The organism is Stenotrophomonas sp. YJH_SMC_135 (assembly GCF_059372355.1).
Window position 1 is genome coordinate 92,944 of record NZ_JCAFVN010000005.1, and the last position, 20,238, is coordinate 113,181.

Genomic DNA, 20,238 nt, shown 5'->3' on the forward strand with positions numbered 1-20,238 from the left:
CATGGCTCGACTCTACAATGTGATCCGTCGCGGCCAATCCTGTAGAGCCGAGCCCATGCTCGGCTGCTGCAGTAGATCCACGCATGGCGTGGATCTACAAGGCGTCACGCCACTGCCAACCCTCGGTGCTCACCTGCAGCACCTGCGTCGGCCGCAACGCCTGCAGCAGATGCCGGTCGTGGCTGACCATCACCAACGCGCCCGGCCAGGCCACCAGAAGTTCTTCCAGCGCCTGCAGGGCACCCAGATCCAGCGCATTGCCGGGCTCGTCCAGCAGCAACAGCTGCGGTGCGGGGTCGGCATACAGCACGCTGGCCAGCGCGCCTTTCACCCGTTCGCCATCGCTGAGGTGATGGGCTGCACGCTGGATGCGCTGCGCGTCCAGCCCGAGCAGGGCCAGCCGTGTGCGCAGTTCACCGGTATTGGCCGCCGGGTTGGCAGCCTGCACGGTGTCGAGAATGCTGCGTTCGCCGGAGAGCCCCAGCAGCTGCTGGTCGAGCAGCGCCAGTGGTGCATGCCGTTGTACGTTGCCACTGCGTGCAGGCAACTGGCCGGCCAACACGCGCAACAGCGTGGACTTGCCACTGCCGTTGTCACCAACCACGGCGAGGCGCTGGCCGCGGCGGATGTCCAGCTGCAACGGCGCGCGGCAGCCATGCGGCAGCACCAGCGACTCCGCCTGCAGCAGGCGTGCGCTGCCGCGTTCCCCCTCGCCGGCAAACAGTGCCAGCTCCGGTGTGGCGTGAACCGCCGAGGCTGCAGCGCGCAGCTGGTCTGCGCTGGCCTGCAGGCGCTCGGCCTGTACCTGCTGTGCGCGGCCGTGGCTGGCCTCTGCACGTTGTTTCTGCCGGCCGAGCAGGATCGGTGCCTGGTTGGCCTGCTTTGCATCGCGATTGCCACGTGCCTGGCGTTGCTGTTGCCGTTCGTGCTGTTCGCGCGCACTGCGCTGCTGCTGCCGGTGCTGGGTGCGGGCGTGGTCGAGCTGTGCCGCGGCCGCTTCGCGTTCGGCGGCACGCGCGTCGGCGTAGTGCTGCCACGGCCCGCCATAGCGATGCAGCCCGCGCGCGTCGAGCTCGACGATCTGCTGCATGTGCGCCAGCAGTTCGCGATCATGGCTGATCACCAGCAGGCCGCCGCGCCACTGCTGCAACCGTTCGTACAACTGCTGGCGATGGCGGGCATCGAGGTGGTTGCTGGGTTCGTCCAGGATCAGCCAATCAGCGCCGCTGGCCCAGGCGCCGGACAGCGCCACCTGCATGGCCTGGCCACCGCTGAGGCGCGCGGCGGGTTGGGCGGGATCGAGGTCGTCGGGCAGCCGTAGCGCCTGCCATTGCTGCTGCAGGCGCTCGCGCAGGTCCCAACGGTCGCCGACGCAGGCGAAGTCGGCCTCGTCCACGCTGCCGGCTTCGATGCGTTGCAGTGCGGCCAGTTCAGCGCCAACGCCGGCCAGTTCACCGACCGTGCCAGCGGGTGGATAGCCGGGCGTCGGCAACAGGAACACGCGGCCGCTGCCGCGTACCTGCCCGTTCTCTGGCTGCACCCGGCCGGCGAGCAGGCGTGCGAGCACGCTCTTGCCAGCGCCATTCGCACCGACCAGGCCTGTGGCGACCGGATCGAAGGAAAACGTCAGATCGGAAAACAGCGGGCGGCCGTCGGCCAGTCGATACGACACGCGATCGAGCGTGAGGGAATGCGGGGTCATGCGACCTCCATGGATGCCGGGTTCTCCCCTGCGCGCAGGGGCGGGAAGAGTCAGGCCGTCTGATGGGAAGACGGCGGCATCAATGGCGCATCGGTCGCGATGCCTCTTGGAGGAATGAGGGGCCAGTATAGCTGCGCTGGCTGAATGGTTGCGTGCAGCTGTAGAGCCGAGCCATGCTCGGCTGACCTTAAGCATCCACGCATGGCGTGGATCTACGGCACGGTGTCCAGGCGGGCGCCGACGAAGTCGATGAACACCCGCAGCTTCGGCAGCACATGGCGGCCCGAGGGCCACAGCAGGTGGAAGGTGCCGCAGGAGTGCACATGATCCTCCAGCACGGTGACCAGGCGGCCGTCGGCCAGCGCATCGCGCACCGAGTGCACCGGAACGAAGGCCAGGCCGACATCACGCAGTGCCAGCGCCACCCGCGCCTCGATGGTGTTGGCCACCATGTGCACCGGAAGTTCCTGCGGTGCTTCGTCATCGGGCCAGTGGATCGGCCACGGCTCCAGCTTGCCGGTGCTGGGGAAGCGATAGTGCAGCAGCGTGTGCTGCATCAGTTCCGCCGGCGTGCGCGGAACCCCGCGGCGCTGCAGGTAGCCCGGCGAGGCGATTACACGGCGCGGGAACACCCCCAGCCGGCGTGCGTTCATCCGCGAGTCGCTGGGTTCACCGACGCGCAGCACCGCATCGAAGCCTTCCTCGATGACATCGACCAGGCGGTCGCTGAAATCCAGGTCGAGACGGATGTCCGGATACGCCGCCATGAACTCGGCCATCAACGGCAGGGTGAGATCGCCGACCAGCGGCAGGCTGATGCGCAGCGTGCCGCTGGGCGTGGCATGCGGTTGTGCCAGCTCGGTGCGTGCGGCATCGCGCTCGTCGAGGATGCGCCGGCAGCGCGCCAGGAACAGCTGGCCCTCGGCGGTGAGCGTGATGCTGCGCGTGCTGCGGTGGAACAGGCGCACGCCCAGTGCATGCTCCAGCCGGGCAACGCACTTGCCGGCGGCAGATGCGGAGATGCCCTGCAGGCGCCCGGTCTCGACGAAGCTGCGCGTGTCGGCGGCGTGCACGAAGGTCTGCAGGTTGGCGAGATTGTCCAGGACTGACATCGGCGTAGGGGCAATGAAAGCGGCAGGGTAGGGGCGGCGTGATCACGGCGGGCGGCGCCGCCACCGCAACACTGTGGTGCAGGGTGGGGGCGCCTGCTGTTACGGCCTTGCAGTTCCGGCCATCATGCCGATTGCGGACTGCACGGTCCATGATGCCCGGAGCGGCAACCGGCTTTTTGCGCCGCGCCGTGCTGCCTAACGTGGCGGGCCTCTCCCCACGGATCACCGCGATGAATGCCGCTCTTTCCCTCGAACCTGCACCGATGCTGCCTTCGGTGCAGCGGCTGCTGCAGCAGGTCCACCCGACGCGCCTGGTCGGTGCGGTGGTGCTGGTGTGCGAGCACGGCGTGCTGCGCCATGCCAGCGCGACCGGGCAGGCCGATCGCGAGTCGGCCCTGCCGATGCAGCGCGATCAGCTGTTCCGGCTGGCATCGGTCAGCAAGCCGCTGTTGAGCACGGTGATCCTGCGCCTGGTGGCCGAGGGCGTGCTCGACCTCGATGCGCCGGTGCAGCGCTGGCTGCCGGACTTCCGGCCGGCGCTGGCCGATGGCCGCAGGCCGCCGATCAGCCTGCGCCAGCTGCTCAGCCACAGCAGCGGGCTGGGCTACCGTTTCCTGGAAGCCGATGCGCACGGACCGTACGCCCGGGCCGGCGTCAGCGATGGCATGGACGCCAACCCGGTGTCCCTGGCCGAGAACGTGCGCCGTATCGCACAGGCGCCGCTGCTGTTCGAACCGGGCAGCCAATGGCTGTACTCGTTGGGCGTGGACGTGGCCGGTGCAGTGGCCGAAGCGGCGACCGGTGAAACGCTGCAGGTGCTGTTCCAGCGTTTGCTGGCTGCCCCCCTGGGCCTGCGCGATACCGCGTTCGCCACGCGCGCTGCCGCACGGCTGGCCACGCCCTATGTGAGCGGCACGCCGCAGCCGCATCGCCTGCAGGAAGGGGAGGTGGTCGCGCCGTTCGAGGGAACGGTGGGCATCGAGTACAGCCTTGCGCGTGCCCTCGATGCCAGCCGTTTCGCTTCGGCCGGCGCCGGCCTGGTGGGTACTGCCGATGACGTGATGTCGGTGCTGGAGGCGCTGCGTGACGTGCAGCGCTCCGGCCTGCTGCCGCCCGCGCTGGCGGCAGAGATGGCCAGCCCGCAGGTGGGCGAATTTGGGCCGCCGGAACCGGCCGGCTGGGGCTTCGGGCTGGGCTTTGCAGTACTGCGCGAGGCCGCTGCCAGCGGCACGCCGCAGCGCGAAGGCACCTGGCGCTGGGGCGGCGCTTATGGGCACAGCTGGTTCGTTGATCCGGCGCGTGGGCTGAGCGTGGTGGCGCTGACCAACACCCTGTACGAAGGCATGGATGGCGCCTTTGTCGATGGCCTGCGCGATGCGGTCTATGCAGACCTGGAGGCTGCGCGATGAGCGGCCACGCCATCGATGCGGCCAGCCCGGCCGGTGAGGCCACGCGCTTGCCGTGGGCGGGCCTGCTGGCGCTGGCAGGCGGCGGCTTCATCACCCTGTTGACCGAGACCCTGCCGGCCGGCGTGCTGCGACCGATGGGCGACAGCCTGGGCGTGAGTGATGCGGCGGTGGGCCAGCTGGTGAGCGTGTATGCGCTGGGCTCGGTGATGGCAGCACTGCCGATGACGGCGTTGACCCAGCGCCTGCCGCGGCGTCCGCTCTTGCTGGCGGCCATCGCCGGCTTCGTGGTGGTCAACACGTTGACGGCGCTGAGCAGCAGCTATGCGCTGATCCTTGCTGCGCGTTTCCTGGCCGGCGTGAGCGGTGGCCTGCTGTGGTCACTGGTGGCTGGCTATGCCGCACGCATGGTGGTGCCGTCGCTGCAGGGGCGCGCGATCGCGGTGGCGATGGTGGGATCGCCGTTGGCGCTGTCACTGGGCGTGCCGGCCGGTACGTTGCTGGGCCAGCAGCTCGGCTGGCGCTGGGCGTTCGCGCTGATGAGCGTGCTGGGCGTGGGCCTGCTGGCGTACGCGCGCTGGGCACTGCCGGCGCTGCCAGCGGCCGGTGCCGGTCAACGTGCGTCGCTGGCCAAGGTCTGGCGCATGCCGGGCGTGCGCAGCGCGCTGCTGGTGATGGTGCTGTACGTTCTGGCGCACAACGTGCTCTACACCTACATCGAACCGTTGGCGGTGGAGGCGGGTGCCGGCCCGTGGCTGGACCGGCTGCTGCTCGCCTTCGGCGTGGCGGCGATTGCCGGCATCGGCATTGCTGGTTGGGGCGTGGATCGCCACCTGCGTGCGCTGGTGTGGGCGGCGGTGATCGGCTTCATCGTACCGGTGCTGGCCTTGCTGGTATGGCCCGGCGTGGCCAGCACGCTGCTGCTGGCGACGATCCTGTGGGGCGTGGCGTTCGGCGCGGTGCCGACCCTGTTCCAGACCGCCTTGGCACGACGCGCCGGGGCCGCTGCGGACCTGGCGCAGTCGATGCTGGTGACCGGCTGGAACCTGGCCATTGCGGCCGGCGGCGTGGCGGGCGGCGTGCTGCTGCAGGCCAGCGGCCCGAGCCAGCTGGGATGGTTGCCGCTGCTGTTGCTGGCGGTGACCGTCGCGTGGTTGCTGGCACGGCCGAAGGCGTGGGCGTAAGCGCCGATCAATGCTGGCGCGGTGCCGGCCAGCGGCCGGCACTACCGTGGGCCGCGCCATCCACGCATGGCGTGGATCTACCGAGTGCAGCGACCCGCGTTTGCTTTCTTCTGTTGATTCCGTGGTAGGACCGCCGCCGGAACCTGTCAGAGACCGTCCCGGCCAACGCCGGGATAGCTGTACGCGACCCACCACGAGGGGCTCTGCCGTTGGCCGTCCTACTCGATCCCTTCACGCTCGATCGGCACGCTGCGCGGGTTCTGCATGTGCTCGCGTGCAGCGCCGTACTGCTGCTGCCGCTTGTGGTGGAAGGCGACGAACTCATCACGCGGCAGCGGCCGCGAGAACAGCCAGCCCTGGCCGAATTCCACATGCCGGCTGTGCAGGTAGGCCAGCTGCGCTTCGGTTTCCACGCCCTCGGCCACCACCCACAGGCCCAGCTCCTTGGCCATGTCGATGATGTGCGGCGTGACCGGGCTGGTGGCGCTTTCGGTGCCGATCGCATCGATGAACGACTTGTCGATCTTCAGCGCATCCAGTGGCAGCTGCTGCAGGTACTGCAGGCTGGAGAAGCCGACGCCGAAATCGTCGATCGCCACGCTGTGGCCGGCGCGGCGGGCGGCGGCAAGCATGGTGCGCGCGCGGTCCAGGTCGAGGAAGCCACGTTCGGTGGCCTCCATCCAGATCTGCTGCGGCAGGATGCCGCTGCCGGCCATGTGCCGGGAAATCATCTTCAGGGCGCGGCCGCTGCTGATGTCTTCGGCGGCGAGGTTGATCGCGATGTGCGCGCTGCGGTCGGCCACCAGCAGCTCGCGCATGTCGCGCACCACGTTCTCGATCACCAGGTCGGTGACGTCGGCGATCATGCCGGCCTCTTCGGCCAGCGGAATGAGCAGGTCCGGCCGCACCTGGGTGCCATCCGGGCGTTGCCAGCGCACCAGCGCCTCGGCGCCGACGCAGATGCCGGTGTCCAGTTCGATGATCGGCTGGTAATGCAGGTACAGCTCGCGGCGGCGGATGGCGGTGGCGAGCTCACCGCGCAGCGACAGGCGGCGCCGCGACAGCCAGATCACCAGGCCGGCCCCGGCGGCGGCCAGCAGCAGGCCGACCGGCACGTACAGCCATGCCTGCTGGCGGAAGGCGGCGGCCAGCGCGGTGCGCGGCGTGGTGGCGATGGCCAGCCATTCCTCGTTGCGCGCGGTGGCGAACAGCGTGGCGTGATCCAGGCCTTCGCCGGGGTCGCGCAGCAGTGCCTCCAGCAGGTCCGGATCCAGGCCGGGCTGTTTGGCCAGCAGGCGTCCATCGGGGCTGGCCAGCGCCAGCCGCACGTTCGGGTCGGCAATGACATCGACGAAGCGGCGCGGGTCCACCAGTGCGTCGTAGGACCCATACAGGACCGCCAGCACCTGGCGGCGGCCGCTGATTTCCGGGCGCACATCCACTGCAATGCCTGCGCCGTCGCTGGTGACGTGGTCCGGCGTGGGTTGATCCACATCGGACAGGAACGGACCCCACGAGGTGCAGCGCAGCTTGCCACCTTCGAAGTAGCCCATCTGGTCGATCGATGGGGTGGTCATCACCAGGGTCTGCATGCGCCGGATGTGTTCGGGACTGCAGGGTACGTAGGCGCCGGCCTCGGCCGATTTCAGTGCCGCCAGCGCTTCCTGGTAGGACAGGTCGGAGCGGCGCAGGGTGCGATCGGCGATGTCGCGCAGGCGCTGCTGTTCGACGCTGATCGCGCGGTCCCAGGTGGCGTAGGCCATGACCGCGATCGGCAGCGCAGCGGCCAGCAGGGCCAGGGCGGTGCCGCCGATGATGACGCGCAGCCGGCTCATGGCCGGGGCTCCAGCGGGGCGGGCGGGGCAGGGCGCATGGTGGGCCGGTCCTTGGGCAGGTGCGGCTATCTGAGCATGGCGCCGGGCCGGGCGGAATGGGATCAATACGGTATTCGGTCACATTGTGGTGAAAGCGGCCCGCTTTGACGCAATAGGTCCGTTTGGCGCTGGCGCTCGGCGCCGCGGAGGACTACCGTCGAATGCTTCGCCCGCCCCTTTTGCCCGCGCCCATGACCGAGCCCGCAACGCCCCCCGAGCACCTGCGCCGCAGCCTGTCCAACCGCCACCTGCAACTGATCGCCATCGGCGGTGCCATCGGCACCGGCCTGTTCATGGGATCGGGCAAGACCATCAGCCTGGCCGGCCCCTCCATCGTCTTCGTCTACCTGATCATCGGCGCGATGCTGTTCTTCGTGATGCGCGCGATGGGCGAACTGCTGCTGTCCAACCTGCAGTACAAATCCTTCATCGATTTCTCCACCGACCTGCTCGGCCCGTGGGCCGGGTTCTTCTGTGGATGGACCTACTGGTTCTGCTGGATCGTCACCGCCATCGCCGATGTGATCGCCATTGCCGCCTACGCGCAGTTCTGGTTCCCCGGGCTTGAAGCTTGGAAACCGGCGCTGGCCTGCGTGATGCTGCTGCTGGCATTGAACCTGGTGACGGTGAAGCTGTTCGGCGAAATGGAATTCTGGTTCGCGCTGATCAAGATCGTGGCGATCTGCGCGCTGATCATCACTGGCGCCGGGCTGGTGGCGTGGGGCTTCACCTCACCCAGCGGCCACACCGCGTCGCTGTCGAACCTGTGGAATGACGGCGGCATGTTCCCGATGGGGCTGGTCGGCTTCTTCGCCGGCTTCCAGATTGCGGTGTTCGCCTTCGTCGGCATCGAGCTGGTCGGCACCACCGCCGCCGAAACCGCCGACCCCGAGCGCAACCTGCCCAAGGCGATCAACTCGATCCCGGTGCGCATCATCATCTTCTACGTGCTGGCGCTGATCGCGATCATGGCGGTCACCCCGTGGCGCCAGGTGGTGCCGGACAAGAGCCCGTTCGTGCAGCTGTTCGTGCTGGCCGGCATTCCCGCCGCCGCCAGCCTGATCAACTTCGTGGTGCTGACTTCGGCCACGTCCTCGGCCAACAGCGGCATCTTCTCCACCAGCCGCATGCTGTACGGCCTGGCCGAAGAGGGCCACGCCCCGCGCGGGCTGTCGAAACTGTCGCGCGCCGCAGTGCCGGCCCGTGGCCTGCTGTTCTCGTGCCTGTGCCTGCTGGGCGGCACGCTGCTGATCTACCTGATTCCCAACCTGGTGACCGCCTTCACCCTGGTGACGACGCTGGCGACGGTGCTGTTCATCTTCGTCTGGTCGCTGATCCTGGTGGCCTACATGGCCTATCGTCGTCGCTATCCGGAGCGCCATGCTGCATCGATCTTCAAGATGCCCGGCGGCGTCGCGATGTGCTGGGCCTGCCTGGTGTTCTTCGCCGCCGTGCTGGTGCTGCTGAGCCTGCAGGGCGACACCCGCCAGGCGCTGATCGCCAGCCCGGCGTGGTTCGTGCTGCTGGGCGTGGGCTATTGGGTGCGTCGGAGGACCGCGAAGTGATCCGAAGTGGGGTCAGATCCCGTTGCTCAGCAACGGGATGTGACCCCGGCAGGTCGCGGGAGGTTGCCGGCCAGCGGCCGGCACTACCACGGGTGCAGGACGCCGCCCTGCCGGCCCCCATTCACCCAACATTAGCGGGCACGGCCGGATCATCCGGCCGCCATGTCCCCTCGCCCCGTCCTGCTCGCGCTGTTGCTGCTGCCCAGCCTGTGGCCCGGGCTGGCCGCCGCGCGCACCGTCTACCGCTGCGTGCAGGGCAACACCGTCAGCCTGGCCACCGCGCCGGAGCCGGGATCGCGGTGCACGCCGAAGGAGATCGACGACAACGCCGTCCAGACCCCGAACCTGTGGGGCAACATGGGCGTGTTCAGCGGCGTGCTGTACGAGCGCGAACAGGACGGGGCGCTGGTCTACTCCACGCGCAACCTGCCCGGCTCGCGGGTGTTCCTGAAGTTCACCGTGGCCACGCCGCCAGGCGAGCCGGCGCACGAAGGCCTGGGCAAGGTCGGCACGCCGCAGCTGGCGCAGCACGCCAGGCAGTTCAAGGCCGCGTCCAGGGCCACCGGCGTCGATGATGCCTGGCTGCGTGCCATCGCCCACGCCGAAAGCAATTTCGACGCGCTGGCGGTATCCAGCAAGGGCGCACAGGGCGTGATGCAGCTGATGCCCGAAACCGCGCAGGAATACGGGGTGAGCGATCCGTTCTCGCCGCAGCAGTCGATCGAGGGTGGCGCGCGCTACATGCGCGCGCTGCTGCGCCGCTACAACGGCGACCGCCCGTTGGCGGCGGCCGCCTACAACGCGGGCATCGGTGCGGTCACCCGCTACAAGGGCGTGCCGCCCTACGCCGAAACCCTGGCCTACGTGGACAAGGTAATGGCGCTGTACGCACGCTACCGCGAAGCGATGGGCATCCGCACCGAAGTGCCGGCGCGCTAGCGGACGGTGCTGCCTGCACGTGGCGTTGTAGAGCCGAGCCGATGCTCGGCTGCGCCAATTGCAGCCGAGCATCGGCTCGGCTCTACACAAAAGCCGCTCAGCGCGAGGTGGAGGTGCTGACCAGGTCGTAGCGCTCGATGCGGCCGACGCGTGCCACCTCGGCCTGCACGTCGGCACGCTGCTTGAGTGCACGCCACGCGGCATCGATGCGCACATCGCCCGGCAATGACGGATAGGTTCGCATGTCCTGCAGGCTGGCCAGGGTTTCCCCGCGTTCGATGGGCGAGCGCAGCTGTTCGATCAGCACGGCGGCGGCACCGTCCAGGTTGCCTTCCTCCAGCAGCATTTCGCGATGGAACAGGCGGGCATCCTCGCGCTGGGCCAGGATCACCGCGCGTGCTGCGTCGCGCGCCTTGGCGTCACCGCGCTCGCGGGCGGCGGCGAACTGCAGCAGCGCCTGCGCGGCCTTGCCGTAGCCGGCGAGGCCCGGCATGTCATTCACTGCCTGCGCAGCGTCCTGCATGCGCCCCAGCGAACTGAAGACGAAGCCCACATTCATCTGATGCTCGACACCATCCGGGCCGAGCGCGCCGATGCGTTGGGCCTGTTGCGCCGTGGCCAGTGCCTCATCGGTGCGGCCCAGCCGGCGCAGTGCGGTGAGCCGGCTGTTGAGCAGCCAGGCCACCCATTCCGCTTCGGCGGCGGCAGGTGATTCGCCGTTGCTCGCGGCACCGGCCATGCCCTCGGTCAACGACAGCACTTCCTCGTTGCGGTCCAGCATGAGCAGGGTGGTGCTGAACTCGGCCATGCGCGCGTCCAGTGCACGGTCGAGCAGGCCGGAGACGCGCAGTTCATCGAGGTGGCGCTGCGCCGCCTGCACCGGATCGAAACGCGCATCGCCGCGATCGACATAACGGTCGAAGCGCTTGTCGCTGCGCAGGCGGATGATCTCGGCCGGGCTGTCGATGCGGGCCAGCGTGGCTGGAATGCCGTCGCCACGGCCATTGTCGGCCTGCAGCGTGGCCAGTGTCAGCCACAGCCCGGTGGGTTCCAGGCCGGCACTTTTCCAGCCGTTGTCAAACAGCGCCTGCAGCAGGTCCATGCGCTTCATCGGCTGGTCACGCAGGCGGTACTGCAGGTAGTTGATGGCATGGTGATCGACCGGCAGCGGCGCGTCGGCATGCTGCAGTGCCTTCACCAGGAAGGTGGTGGCTGCGGCCGGCTGGTTGTCCGACAGTTCCACCGACACCTGGGTAAGCAGGATCTGTGCATCCTCCGGCAGGGCCTCCTGCGCCCGCTGCAGGTAGCGGCGGGCCAGGGCCGGCTTCTTCTGCATCAGTGCGGTCCAGCCAGCGACCTGCGAGGCGCGGCCACGATGCTCGGCATCGAAGTCGTCCAGCAGGGGATCCTCCATCAGCCGTTCCATGCTGATCAGCGCGCCCAGCGTGTTGCCGCCACGCGCCTGCTGGATGGCTTCATCCCAGCGCGTGGCATAGGCCTGATGCATCGCATCGGCGGTGATTGACGGCTTCTGCGGCGCCACCGTGATCGAAGCAGTGGCGGATGTGCTGGCCAATGCGGCCAGCAGCAGGGCGGTGAGCGGGAGAACGCGGGGCATGGAGAATCTCCATCCGTGGGAACCGCATTGAACCTGCTGCAGCCAGCGAGGACAAGCACGACGAAGCGAATTCTGGCGTTCAGCCGCACAATCGGCCGTGGCGGATCGCACGCGCAGCGTCTATTGTCGGTGCCTCTTCAGACAGCAGGCAGGCAGCACAGCACGATGGCACGGTGGCAATGGATGGCGGCAGGCGTAGCGTTGGCGACGGTAGTGGCATTGGCTGCGACCTGGTGGGAGACACCGCTGCATACGCTGGCTGAACCGGCGGGTCCGGCTCCGACGCCGTTGGCGTGGACCGCGCAGATCGAACCGCTGGCCGGCGATGGCCACCCGGGTGACCGTGATGGCGCGTCCGCGCAGGCACGCTTCGCCGATCCGTACGCGTTGCTGCGCAGTGCCGATGGCAGCGTCTATTTCACCGATGCCGGCGACAACAACCGGATCCGTCGCCGCCTTCCCGATGGCCGCGTTGAAACGGTGGCCGGGCAGGGCGAGGGACGTGTCGATGGCCCTGCACTGCAGGCCAGTTTCAACACGCCTTCGGGCATTGCCGCCGACGCGCAGGGCAACCTGTATGTGGCCGACACCGGCAACCATGCGATCCGCCGCATCAGCACCGATGGCCAGGTGACCACGCTGGCCGGTGGCGAACAGGGCCACGCCGACGGCCCTGCCGCGCAGGCCCGCTTCGATGCGCCGATGGGCATCGCCGTGGATGCGCAGGGCCAGGTTTACGTGGCCGATACGTTCAACGATCGCATCCGGGTGATCGGTACGGATGGCAGCGTGCGCACCCTGGCCGGTGGTGATCGGCCGGGCCTTGCCGATGGCGTGGGCGCCGCTGCGCGCTTCGATACGCCGGTGGCGCTGGCCTTCGACGCGCAGGGCGCGTTGCTGGTGGCCGACCTGTTCAACAACGCCGTGCGCCGGGTGGGTGCCGATGGTACGGTCAGCACCGTGGTCGCCGCCGGTGGCGTGATCAATGGGCCGCTGTCGTTGGCCACCACCCATGACGGCGTGCTGTACGTGGGTGATCTCGATGGCCGCATCGTGCAGGTGACGCCGCAGGGCCATCAGATCGCGCTGGTCGGCAATGGCCGCCTGCCGCGCCTGGCCCGCCCCAGCGGATTGGCGCTGGATGCCGATGGCAGCGTGCTGGTGGCCGACGCCGCCAGCTACCGCCTGCATCGCCTGCGCCCGCTGCCGGTGGGCGACCTGCCGGCACCGGCACTGGTCGGCCCGGCTGCCGATGCCGCGCTGCCGAAGACCGGGGGCCGTTGGCCGCTGGCACCGCAGGACGGCTGGCACGAAGTGGTCGGCACCCTGGGCGAGGTGCGCGGCAACTTCACCGGTGAGAGCCGCCACCACCTGCATGGCGGCTTCGACGTGCGCGGTGATGTGGGCCAGACCGTGCTGGCGATCGCCGAAGGCAAGATCAGCAGCCCGGTGGCCGCCTGGAACCTGGGTGAGCAGGCCGAGGGCCTGGTCGTGGATCGCCTCAAGTACATCCACATGCGGGTCGGCCGCACCCCGCGCGACGAACCCTACGATGCGCGCTGGCAGGCGCTGTACGACGAGCAGGGCAGGCTGGAGCGGATGCGCGTGCGCCGCGGCATGCGCATCCACGTCGGTGACCGCCTGGGCAGCATCAACAACCAGGCGCACGTGCACCTGGCGGTGGGTACCGGCGGCTTCGAGACCAACGCGGTGGCGCTGGGCTTCCAGGGCTACGCCGACCACTTCGCGCCGCGCATCACCGATGTGGCCCTGCTGGATGACAACGACCAGCCGATGGCGGCGGGCGGCGATGGCGTGGTGATGGTGGCGCGCCAGGGCCGCGGCGTGCAGATCGTGGTCGAGGCCTGGGACCAGGTCGACAACAACCTGCCGCGCCGCCGCCTGGGCATGTACCAGGTGGGCTACCAGATCCTCGACGCCGATGGCCGAGCGCTGCAGGGCTATGAACAGCCACGCTGGAACATCGTGTTCAACCGCATGCCGCCGCAGAAGGAAGCGGTGCGGGTGGCCTACGCCCCCGACAGTGGTATCACCGTGCACGGCAGCGCGGTGACCCGGTTCCGCTACCTGGCCACCAACACCGTGCGCGACGGCCTGATGGAAACCGGGCGCTGGCAGCCGGCGGCGCTGCCGCCGGGCGAGTACATCGTGCGCGCCAGCGTGCGCGACTACAGCGGCAACGAAGGCGTCGGCCCGCGCGAGATCAGGGTACGGCTGCTGCCATAGCCGCAGCCGGGGCGCCGCAGCGTTCGCGCTCGGCGTCCATGTCTTCCAGCGGCCGCACTTCAATGCTGCCGAAGCGCGCCCACGGGAAGTCGCGGGCGATGCGCATGGCTTCGTCGCGGTCGCGGGCGACGATCAGGTTGAAGCCGGCCAGCAGTTCGCGGGTTTCGGCGAACGGGCCATCGAGAACACGGCTGTTGCCATCACGCACGCGCAGGGTCTGTGCAGTGTCGACCGGCTGCAGTTTCTGCGCGGCCAGCAGCGTGCCTTCGGCCTGCAGCTTGTCGGCGTGGGCCAGGCAGTCGCGCATCAGCGCGTTGAATTCTTCGATGGGCAGGGCCTGCAGCAGGGCAGGCTCGATGTAGATCAGAAGCAGGTACTGCTGCATGGCACGGTCCTGGCGGGGGCGGGGTGCCCATGATGGCGCAGGATGGCGCATGGGCATGTTGCAGCGCAGAAGCGCGCCTTCGGCGGGGACGGCGAACGGCGGAGCCCCTCCGTGGTGGCGCTACAACGTGATGCTGGGGCTTGGCCGGGTGGGTAGGCGGGTCGGGGGACGCCGTAAACCCATCCATGGGGGCTTGGCCGCGGCATCCATGCCGCGGACACCCCCGCCCCGCCTACCCACCCGGCCCTGGACAGTTTCCTGCGGCGTCCACCCCGGAAAATCACAAACAAGAGCAAAAGCGGGTCGCTTCGCTCGCAAAGCTGAGCCCGCCAGCCAACCGCCGTTGCTGTTGCTTTTGCTGTTGCTTTTGCCTTTTCTCTTGATTTTCCCGTGGTGGGGCAGCCGCAGAGATCTGTCTGGGGCCGGGCGGGTGGGGTTGGCGGGGTATCCGCGGCATGGATGCCGCGGCTAAGCCCCCACGGATGGGTTCACGGCGTCCCCGCCAACCCCACCCGCCCGGCCCACTCCCAGAAAACCAGCTTTCAGCGACCAACCCAAACCCACCACGGAGGGGCTCCGCCGTTCGCCGACCTCCGCCGAAGGCGCGCTTTCCACGGAAGAAATAATTTTCAGAGGACGTGTCGATTCCCAGCCCCCTGGTTCGTTGTACCCAATGAAGGGCACGCACCACGCGTCCCCACGGGAGACCGCAATGAAAGTGATGGTGATCGTGAAGGCCAACGCCGACTCCGAAGCCGGCCGCATGCCCAGCGAACAGGAACTGTCCGAAATGGGCGCCTTCAACGAACAACTGGTGGCCGCCGGCATCATGCTGGCCGGTGAAGGCCTGCACGCCACCCAGCGCGGCCGTCGCATTCACTTCGGCGGCGGGGCACCCCAGGTCGAGGCCGGTCCGTTCGGTCCTGCCAGTGAACAGATCGCCGGCTTCTGGCTGTGGGAGGTGCGGTCGCTGGACGAAGCGGTTGAATGGGCCAGCCGCGCGCCGTTCGGCAGTGGCGGCACGCTCGAACTGCGTCCCCTGATCTCCGCTGAAGACTTCGGTGAAGCCTTCACCCCCGAATTACAGCAGCAGGAACAGCGTCTGCGTGCACAGCTGGAAGGTTGACCCGATTCATCTCCACGCCGGGCACGACCCGGCGCTACCGCCCTGAACCACATCACGGAGTATTGCCATGAGACTGATTCCCTTCCTCGGCTTCAGCGGACAGGCCCACGAGGCGATGGCGTTCTACGCCAAGGCACTCGGTGGCCAGGTCACTTCGGAAATGAAATACCGCGACATGCCGCCCTCCGACGGCTCGCCGGGCTGCAACGAGATGCCGCCGGAAACCTTGGACCACGTTGCGCACAGCCAGCTGGAGATCGGCAACGCCATCGTGATGGCGGCCGACGGCCCCGGCGGCGGCGAGGGTGGCTCGACCACCATCAATGTTGATGTCGACAGCATCGAAGAAGCCGAACGCGTGTTTGCCGCGCTGGCCGAGGGGGGCCAGGTGCAGATGCCGATCGCCGAAACGTTCTGGGCGCACCGCTGGGGCATGCTGATCGACCGCTATGGCAAGCCGTGGATGGTCAACTGCATGAAGCAGCCCTGATTCCTCTCTTTCTTTCATCCCCAAGGAGCTTCACCGATGAGTGCACCGCAACCGCAGATGATCTTCGTCAACCTGCCCGTGCAGGATCTGAACGCATCCAAGACCTTTTTCGCAGCGCTGGGCTACAGCTTCAACCCGACCTTCACCAATGACGATGCCGCCTGCATGGTGATCAGCGAGAGCATCTTCGTGATGCTGCTGACCCAGCCGTTCTTCAAGCAGTTCACCACCAAGCCGATCGCCGACGCACGCAGCCAGACCGAGGTGATCACCTGCCTGTCGGCGGACAGCCGCAAGGCGGTGGACGTGATGGTGGACAAGGCTCTGGCGGCCGGCGCCAGTGAACCGCAGCCCGCGCGCGACTACGGTTTCATGTACCAGCGTGGCTTCCAGGACCTGGATGGCCATCTCTGGGAAATCGCACACATGGACGGCGAGCCGGGCTGACGGCCGCCGCAGGGAGAACCCGCATGGCTTACGTGGACGCTTACGTGCTGCCGTGCCCGCAGGACAAGGTGGCGGCCTACCGTCGCCTTGCCCGCAAGGCCGGTGCGGTGTGGAAGGACCATGGCGCGCTGCAGTACATGGAATGCGTGGCCGACGATGTGGAGCCGGGCAAGAGCACCTCCTTCCCGCGCGCGGTCAAGGCGAAACCGGGCGAGACGGTGATCGTCGCCTTCGTGGTGTTCCGCTCGCGCGCGGCACGCGACCGCATCAACGCAAAGGTGATGGCCGACCCGCGGCTGGCGTCGCTGGGCCCGAAGGACATGCCGTTCGATACCCGGCGCATGTTCTGGGGTGGCTTCAAGCCGATTGTTGAAGCGTGAGCTGCGGCGCTTGTGCGGGCCGGGCGTGCGTGCTGTGATCGGCGCATGCTCGAGCACGCACTGACGCAGCGTCTGGAAACCCTCTGGCGGATGGAGTCGCCAGTGCTGATTGCGCGCCTGGCGCGGCTGCTCGGTGGCGATGTCGGCCGTGCCGAGGAGCTGGCCCAGGACACCTGGCTGGCCGCGCTGGAGCGTTGGCCGGAGCAGGGTATCCCGGACAACCCCGGAGCCTGGCTGATGACCACCGCGCGCAACCGTGCCATCGATGTGCTGCGCCAGCACCAGCGGGTGGCGCAGCAGCATGCGCAGTGGGGCGAGGAACTGCATCCGGCGGCACTGCCGGCGCCGGATGACAGCCAGGCACTGGAGGACGACCTGGGCGATGACCTGCTGCGGCTGATGTTCGTGGCCTGCCATCCCGTGCTGCCGGCCGACGCGCGGGTGGCACTGACCCTGCGCCTGCTCGGTGGCCTGACCACCGTCGAGATCGCGCGTGCGTTCCTGCAGCCGGAGCCGACCATCGCCCAGCGCATCGTGCGCGCCAAGCGCACGCTGGCGCAGAAGCAGGTGCCCTATGAAGTGCCACGCGCCGACGCGATGCCGGAGCGCCTGGCCTCGGTGCTGGAAGCGATCTATCTGGTGTTCAACGAAGGCTACGCCGCCAGCGCCGGTGATGACTGGATGCGCCCGGCGCTGTGCGAGGAAGCGCTGCGGCTGGCCCGCATCCTGGCGCATCGGTTGCCGGTGCCGCCGGTACTGGGCCTGCTGGCGCTGATGGAACTGCAGGCCTCGCGCGCAGCGGCACGGGTGGACGCGCAGGGCGCGCCGGTGCTGCTGGACCAGCAGAACCGCGCGCGCTGGGACTGGCTGCAGATCGACCGCGGGCAGCAGGTGCTGGCGCGCGCGTTGGCCATCGGTGGCGACCAGGATCCCTATGTGCTGCAGGCGCGCATCGCGGCCTGCCATGCGGCTGCGCGGCGCGCCGACGCGACCGACTGGCCGCGTATCGCCGCGCTCTATGCACAGCTGCTGCAGGTGCAACCTTCGCCGGTGGTGGCATTGAACCGGGTGGTGGCGATCCTGCGCAGCGAAGGCCCGTTCGCCGCGTGGGCGCAGCTGCAGCCCCTGCTGGTCGACGCGCGCCTGCGCGACTATGCGCCGCTGCAGGTGGTGCGCGGCGAGCTGCTGCAGGCACTGGGGCGTGAGCAGGACGCACGTGACGCTTTTGGCCAGGCCGCTCGGCTCAGCCAGAACCAGGCCGAGCGCGGACTGCTGCGGCAACGGGCGGGCCTGCCCCCCACGGACTGAGCCGACAAAGGCAGCACTTGTCGCCGGCCGCCTGAGCGGCTATGTTTCGCGCCCAGCGGACGCATCAGCGTCCGCGATCCGTGCGTATTGACCGAGGAGCGGTTGGATGTATTCAAGGACGAAGAGCGCATCGCGCGCTTTTGCGCGCCTGCTTGCCTGTGCCCTGTGCGTGGCCGTATGGCCGATGGCCGTGCAGGCTGCGGACAAATCACAGCAGGCCTATTGGGCCGGTTTTGCCTATACCGCTGACGCCGCCGCCGTGCAGGCGACCACCCCGCATGCGCACGCGGTGCTGGAACGGCGTGGGCTGGTCCCGCTGAACCAGACGCTGGCACAGTCGCTCAAGCGCCACGCACCGGCCCACCTGGAGCTGATCGACCAGCCGGTGGCGATGCTCGACGGCACCACCAGTGCCACCGTGCTGGCCGCTGCGCTGGATCGCGAGCTGGTCTCGGTCGAACCGATCGGCGACCAGTACAAGGTGCTGGTGGAAGTGGCGCTGCAGGCGTTGTTCTTCGACTTCCGCGAGCGCCAGGTGATCGCCTCCTATCCGCTCACCCTGCAGCGCATCGACGTGCAGGACTACCGTCCGGACAACGACGATATCGACGCGATCGTCGCCGATCTGCTGTACGGCGGTGCCGATACCAGCCTGTCGCAGGTACTGGCGGCCAGCCTGGCGCAGGCCCGGTTGCCCGATGCCGCCGTGCGTCGCCTGCAGGTGGGCGGGGTGACCCTGTCCGACGCGGCACGCGCCAAGCTGCCCGATCCGAAGTGGGAAGCACCGCTGCGTGCCACGCTTGCGCACGAACTGTCCAAGACGCTGTCGTCCAACACTGGCGTTGGCCTGCTGCCGCCGGCCTCGGGCCAGGCGATCGGCGGTGCGATGGCCGCCCGCTTTGCCGACGGCAAGGTCTACCAGCTGAAGATTCCCGAACCCGACTACGTCATCCAGCTGCAGGTCGATGCACTGAAGAACGGCGTGATCGAGGAAACCCCGGCGATGAAGACGATGCTGTTCGGCGCCTTCTTCACCGCCAAGGTGAGCGAGCCGTTCTCGGGCAAGGTCTATTTCGAACAGCCGCTGCGCAAGGGGGCCACCAAGGTGGTGCCGGTCACGCAGTGGCAGGTCGACCAGTGGTCGGCCAGCTACGAAACCCTGCTGGCCGGCTTCGACGCCTTCGCCGGCGCCGCCGCCAAGCGTGCCGATTCGCGCGCCTGGCTGGACGAACAGAAGCCGGGCGGCCGCCCGTTGCAGCAGCAGACCCAAGCCCTCCAGGAGTTGATCAAGTCATGTCGTTGATGCGTACCATCCTGCTCATCCTCATCGCGCTGGCGGTGGCCTCGCCGGTCGCTGCGCAGACCGCGAGTTCGCGCGGTACCGGCTCGGCCAGCTACGGCCTGCGCCTGAGCGCCGATACCCGTGCCCAGGCCCTGAACAAGGCCAAGGTCAATGCCCTGGAGGCGTACATCGCCGAAACCGGTGCGGCCAAGCTGCGCCTGTTCGAGGCGCGCCGCGCCGAGTTCATCGGCGAGATCGACCGCTACGTGCTCAGCGCCGTGCAGCTGTCGGACACCGAAGACAAGAAGGCCAAGACCTACAGCGTCACCGTCCGCGCCGAGATCAACACCACCCTGCTGCAGACCAAGCTGGATGCGGGTTCGGCCGTGGCCGGCGCCACCGCTGCGCAGCGCTCGCTGCTGACCTTCCTGTTCATGGCGCGCTCGCAGGACACCGTGCAGTCGTTCCAGGACAAGGAATACCGCCGCGTCGACGCCAGCAGCAGCTACAGCGAGAACACCCGTGAAGGCGACAGCTTCCGCGGCAACTCGGTCAGCACCAACGGCAGCATCAACCAGAACGGTTCGGTGTCGGTCACCAGCGGCGGCAGCACCACCGCGCGCGCCGACAACATCACCTGGAAGGTGGCCAACGCCGCCGAAGTCAACACCGCGATGACTGGTGCCTTCAGCGCCGCCGGCTACGAGGTGGTTGAAGCCGAATACGTGGAAGGCGAGTCGCGCGGCCTGCTCAGCATCGAGCGCATCCGCAAGGACTTCAGCACCGGCAACGACCTGGCCCCGGCTACCCTGCGCGACACCGCCAATGGCATCCGTGCGGCCAACATCCCGTACATCGCCGTCGGCACCCTCGACGTCGGCATGCGTGACCGCGATCCGGCCAGCGGCAACACCCGCGTGTTCGTCACTGTCACCGGCAAGGTGCTGGACGTGACCGGTCGTTTCCCGCGCACCGTGTCGTCGGTCGGCCCGGTGCAGTTCTCCGGCACCGGCCCGAATGAAACCGTGGCCCGTACCAATGCCCTGCAGCTGGCTGCCGAAAAGGCCGCCCAGCAGATGATCAACGAACTGAACGTCAAGGCGGTCCGCTGATCCGCCGCCCCGTTGGGTGCCGAGCTCGCTCGGCATCGCCCCTGGGTTACCGATTCCCCAC

General features: G+C 68.5%; 17 protein-coding genes. 12 read left to right on the forward strand and 5 right to left on the reverse strand.

The features are described from left to right. Positions 1 to 94 precede the first annotated feature (94 nt). Positions 95 to 1,702 carry an ATP-binding cassette domain-containing protein gene (locus AC5P98_RS16990; RefSeq protein ID WP_049406921.1) on the reverse strand — a complete coding sequence of 536 codons (1,608 nt, stop codon included), beginning with the start codon at positions 1,700 to 1,702 and terminating at the stop codon, positions 95 to 97. 212 nt (positions 1,703 to 1,914) lie between these two features. Continuing rightward, positions 1,915 to 2,814, reverse strand: a complete 900-nt coding sequence (locus AC5P98_RS16995; RefSeq protein ID WP_049406919.1) for a LysR family transcriptional regulator — start codon at positions 2,812 to 2,814, stop codon at positions 1,915 to 1,917. A 230-nt stretch (positions 2,815 to 3,044) separates the two neighbouring features. On the opposite strand from AC5P98_RS16995, the gene AC5P98_RS17000 reads away from it, so the two are divergent. Continuing rightward, positions 3,045 to 4,223, forward strand: coding sequence for a serine hydrolase domain-containing protein (locus AC5P98_RS17000; protein WP_049406916.1), 1,179 nt, complete (start codon positions 3,045 to 3,047; stop codon positions 4,221 to 4,223). Then, entirely contained in the window at positions 4,220 to 5,404 is a 1,185-nt protein-coding gene (locus tag AC5P98_RS17005; RefSeq protein ID WP_049406914.1) for an MFS transporter, read from the forward strand. The genes AC5P98_RS17000 and AC5P98_RS17005 overlap by 4 nt, the downstream gene beginning before the upstream one ends. Before the next feature lie 218 nt (positions 5,405 to 5,622). Here the strand turns inward: AC5P98_RS17005 and AC5P98_RS17010 are convergent, their stop codons facing one another. Next, a complete protein-coding gene (locus tag AC5P98_RS17010) occupies positions 5,623 to 7,239 on the reverse strand; it encodes an EAL domain-containing protein (protein ID WP_495230120.1) in 1,617 nt (538 codons plus the stop codon). A gap of 230 nt (positions 7,240 to 7,469) precedes the next feature. On the opposite strand from AC5P98_RS17010, the gene cycA reads away from it, so the two are divergent. Further along, positions 7,470 to 8,843, forward strand: a complete 1,374-nt coding sequence (gene cycA / locus AC5P98_RS17015) for a D-serine/D-alanine/glycine transporter (RefSeq protein ID WP_032962245.1) — start codon at positions 7,470 to 7,472, stop codon at positions 8,841 to 8,843. 162 nt (positions 8,844 to 9,005) lie between these two features. Continuing rightward, complete coding sequence (locus tag AC5P98_RS17020) at positions 9,006 to 9,782, forward strand: lytic transglycosylase domain-containing protein (protein WP_049406906.1); 777 nt, start codon at positions 9,006 to 9,008, stop codon at positions 9,780 to 9,782. A 97-nt stretch (positions 9,783 to 9,879) separates the two neighbouring features. Here the strand turns inward: AC5P98_RS17020 and AC5P98_RS17025 are convergent, their stop codons facing one another. Continuing rightward, positions 9,880 to 11,400: a hypothetical protein gene (locus AC5P98_RS17025; protein ID WP_049406903.1), complete on the reverse strand. Its 1,521-nt coding sequence runs from the start codon at positions 11,398 to 11,400 to the stop codon at positions 9,880 to 9,882. A 165-nt stretch (positions 11,401 to 11,565) separates the two neighbouring features. On the opposite strand from AC5P98_RS17025, the gene AC5P98_RS17030 reads away from it, so the two are divergent. Next, a complete protein-coding gene (locus AC5P98_RS17030; protein WP_049406900.1) occupies positions 11,566 to 13,647 on the forward strand; it encodes an NHL repeat-containing protein in 2,082 nt (693 codons plus the stop codon). Here AC5P98_RS17030 and AC5P98_RS17035 read toward each other — a convergent pair. Then, positions 13,625 to 14,032: a YciI family protein gene (locus AC5P98_RS17035; protein WP_012479004.1), complete on the reverse strand. Its 408-nt coding sequence runs from the start codon at positions 14,030 to 14,032 to the stop codon at positions 13,625 to 13,627. The two genes, AC5P98_RS17030 and AC5P98_RS17035, sit on opposite strands and share 23 nt — an antisense overlap. 712 nt (positions 14,033 to 14,744) lie before the next feature. On the opposite strand from AC5P98_RS17035, the gene AC5P98_RS17040 reads away from it, so the two are divergent. From AC5P98_RS17040 to AC5P98_RS17070, 7 genes are all read left to right on the forward strand, one after another. Further along, positions 14,745 to 15,158, forward strand: coding sequence for a YciI family protein (locus tag AC5P98_RS17040; RefSeq protein ID WP_014645771.1), 414 nt, complete (start codon positions 14,745 to 14,747; stop codon positions 15,156 to 15,158). A 67-nt stretch (positions 15,159 to 15,225) separates the two neighbouring features. Beyond that, positions 15,226 to 15,648 (forward strand): VOC family protein, encoded by a 423-nt coding sequence (locus AC5P98_RS17045; protein ID WP_032959273.1) that lies wholly within the window; start codon positions 15,226 to 15,228, stop codon positions 15,646 to 15,648. A 36-nt stretch (positions 15,649 to 15,684) separates the two neighbouring features. Further along, on the forward strand, positions 15,685 to 16,095 hold the full coding sequence (locus tag AC5P98_RS17050; protein WP_014645773.1) for a VOC family protein: 411 nt from the start codon (positions 15,685 to 15,687) through the stop codon (positions 16,093 to 16,095). A gap of 23 nt (positions 16,096 to 16,118) precedes the next feature. Then, a complete protein-coding gene (locus AC5P98_RS17055; RefSeq protein WP_014645774.1) occupies positions 16,119 to 16,475 on the forward strand; it encodes a DUF1428 domain-containing protein in 357 nt (118 codons plus the stop codon). Positions 16,476 to 16,520: 45 nt separating this feature from the next. Further along, the gene (locus tag AC5P98_RS17060) at positions 16,521 to 17,783 is read left to right on the forward strand and encodes an RNA polymerase sigma factor (RefSeq protein ID WP_049408538.1); all 1,263 of its coding nucleotides are present in this window, start codon (positions 16,521 to 16,523) and stop codon (positions 17,781 to 17,783) included. 106 nt (positions 17,784 to 17,889) lie between these two features. After that, positions 17,890 to 19,086: a hypothetical protein gene (locus AC5P98_RS17065; RefSeq protein ID WP_049408539.1), complete on the forward strand. Its 1,197-nt coding sequence runs from the start codon at positions 17,890 to 17,892 to the stop codon at positions 19,084 to 19,086. After that, on the forward strand, positions 19,077 to 20,177 hold the full coding sequence (locus AC5P98_RS17070; protein ID WP_014645777.1) for a hypothetical protein: 1,101 nt from the start codon (positions 19,077 to 19,079) through the stop codon (positions 20,175 to 20,177). The genes AC5P98_RS17065 and AC5P98_RS17070 overlap by 10 nt, the downstream gene beginning before the upstream one ends. Positions 20,178 to 20,238: the final 61 nt, after the last annotated feature.

What these genes read in the sequence shown, in the direction of transcription:
- AC5P98_RS16990 (WP_049406921.1), bottom strand. Translation starts at nt 1,702, where the DNA reads ATGACCCCGCATTCCCTCACGCTCGATCGCGTGTCGTATCGACTGGCC.
- AC5P98_RS16995 (WP_049406919.1), bottom strand. Translation starts at nt 2,814, where the DNA reads ATGTCAGTCCTGGACAATCTCGCCAACCTGCAGACCTTCGTGCACGCC.
- AC5P98_RS17000 (WP_049406916.1), top strand. Translation starts at nt 3,045, where the DNA reads ATGAATGCCGCTCTTTCCCTCGAACCTGCACCGATGCTGCCTTCGGTG.
- AC5P98_RS17005 (WP_049406914.1), top strand. Translation starts at nt 4,220, where the DNA reads ATGAGCGGCCACGCCATCGATGCGGCCAGCCCGGCCGGTGAGGCCACG.
- AC5P98_RS17010 (WP_495230120.1), bottom strand. Translation starts at nt 7,239, where the DNA reads ATGAGCCGGCTGCGCGTCATCATCGGCGGCACCGCCCTGGCCCTGCTG.
- cycA (WP_032962245.1), top strand. Translation starts at nt 7,470, where the DNA reads ATGACCGAGCCCGCAACGCCCCCCGAGCACCTGCGCCGCAGCCTGTCC.
- AC5P98_RS17020 (WP_049406906.1), top strand. Translation starts at nt 9,006, where the DNA reads ATGTCCCCTCGCCCCGTCCTGCTCGCGCTGTTGCTGCTGCCCAGCCTG.
- AC5P98_RS17025 (WP_049406903.1), bottom strand. Translation starts at nt 11,400, where the DNA reads ATGCCCCGCGTTCTCCCGCTCACCGCCCTGCTGCTGGCCGCATTGGCC.
- AC5P98_RS17030 (WP_049406900.1), top strand. Translation starts at nt 11,566, where the DNA reads ATGGCACGGTGGCAATGGATGGCGGCAGGCGTAGCGTTGGCGACGGTA.
- AC5P98_RS17035 (WP_012479004.1), bottom strand. Translation starts at nt 14,032, where the DNA reads ATGCAGCAGTACCTGCTTCTGATCTACATCGAGCCTGCCCTGCTGCAG.
- AC5P98_RS17040 (WP_014645771.1), top strand. Translation starts at nt 14,745, where the DNA reads ATGAAAGTGATGGTGATCGTGAAGGCCAACGCCGACTCCGAAGCCGGC.
- AC5P98_RS17045 (WP_032959273.1), top strand. Translation starts at nt 15,226, where the DNA reads ATGAGACTGATTCCCTTCCTCGGCTTCAGCGGACAGGCCCACGAGGCG.
- AC5P98_RS17050 (WP_014645773.1), top strand. Translation starts at nt 15,685, where the DNA reads ATGAGTGCACCGCAACCGCAGATGATCTTCGTCAACCTGCCCGTGCAG.
- AC5P98_RS17055 (WP_014645774.1), top strand. Translation starts at nt 16,119, where the DNA reads ATGGCTTACGTGGACGCTTACGTGCTGCCGTGCCCGCAGGACAAGGTG.
- AC5P98_RS17060 (WP_049408538.1), top strand. Translation starts at nt 16,521, where the DNA reads ATGCTCGAGCACGCACTGACGCAGCGTCTGGAAACCCTCTGGCGGATG.
- AC5P98_RS17065 (WP_049408539.1), top strand. Translation starts at nt 17,890, where the DNA reads ATGTATTCAAGGACGAAGAGCGCATCGCGCGCTTTTGCGCGCCTGCTT.
- AC5P98_RS17070 (WP_014645777.1), top strand. Translation starts at nt 19,077, where the DNA reads ATGTCGTTGATGCGTACCATCCTGCTCATCCTCATCGCGCTGGCGGTG.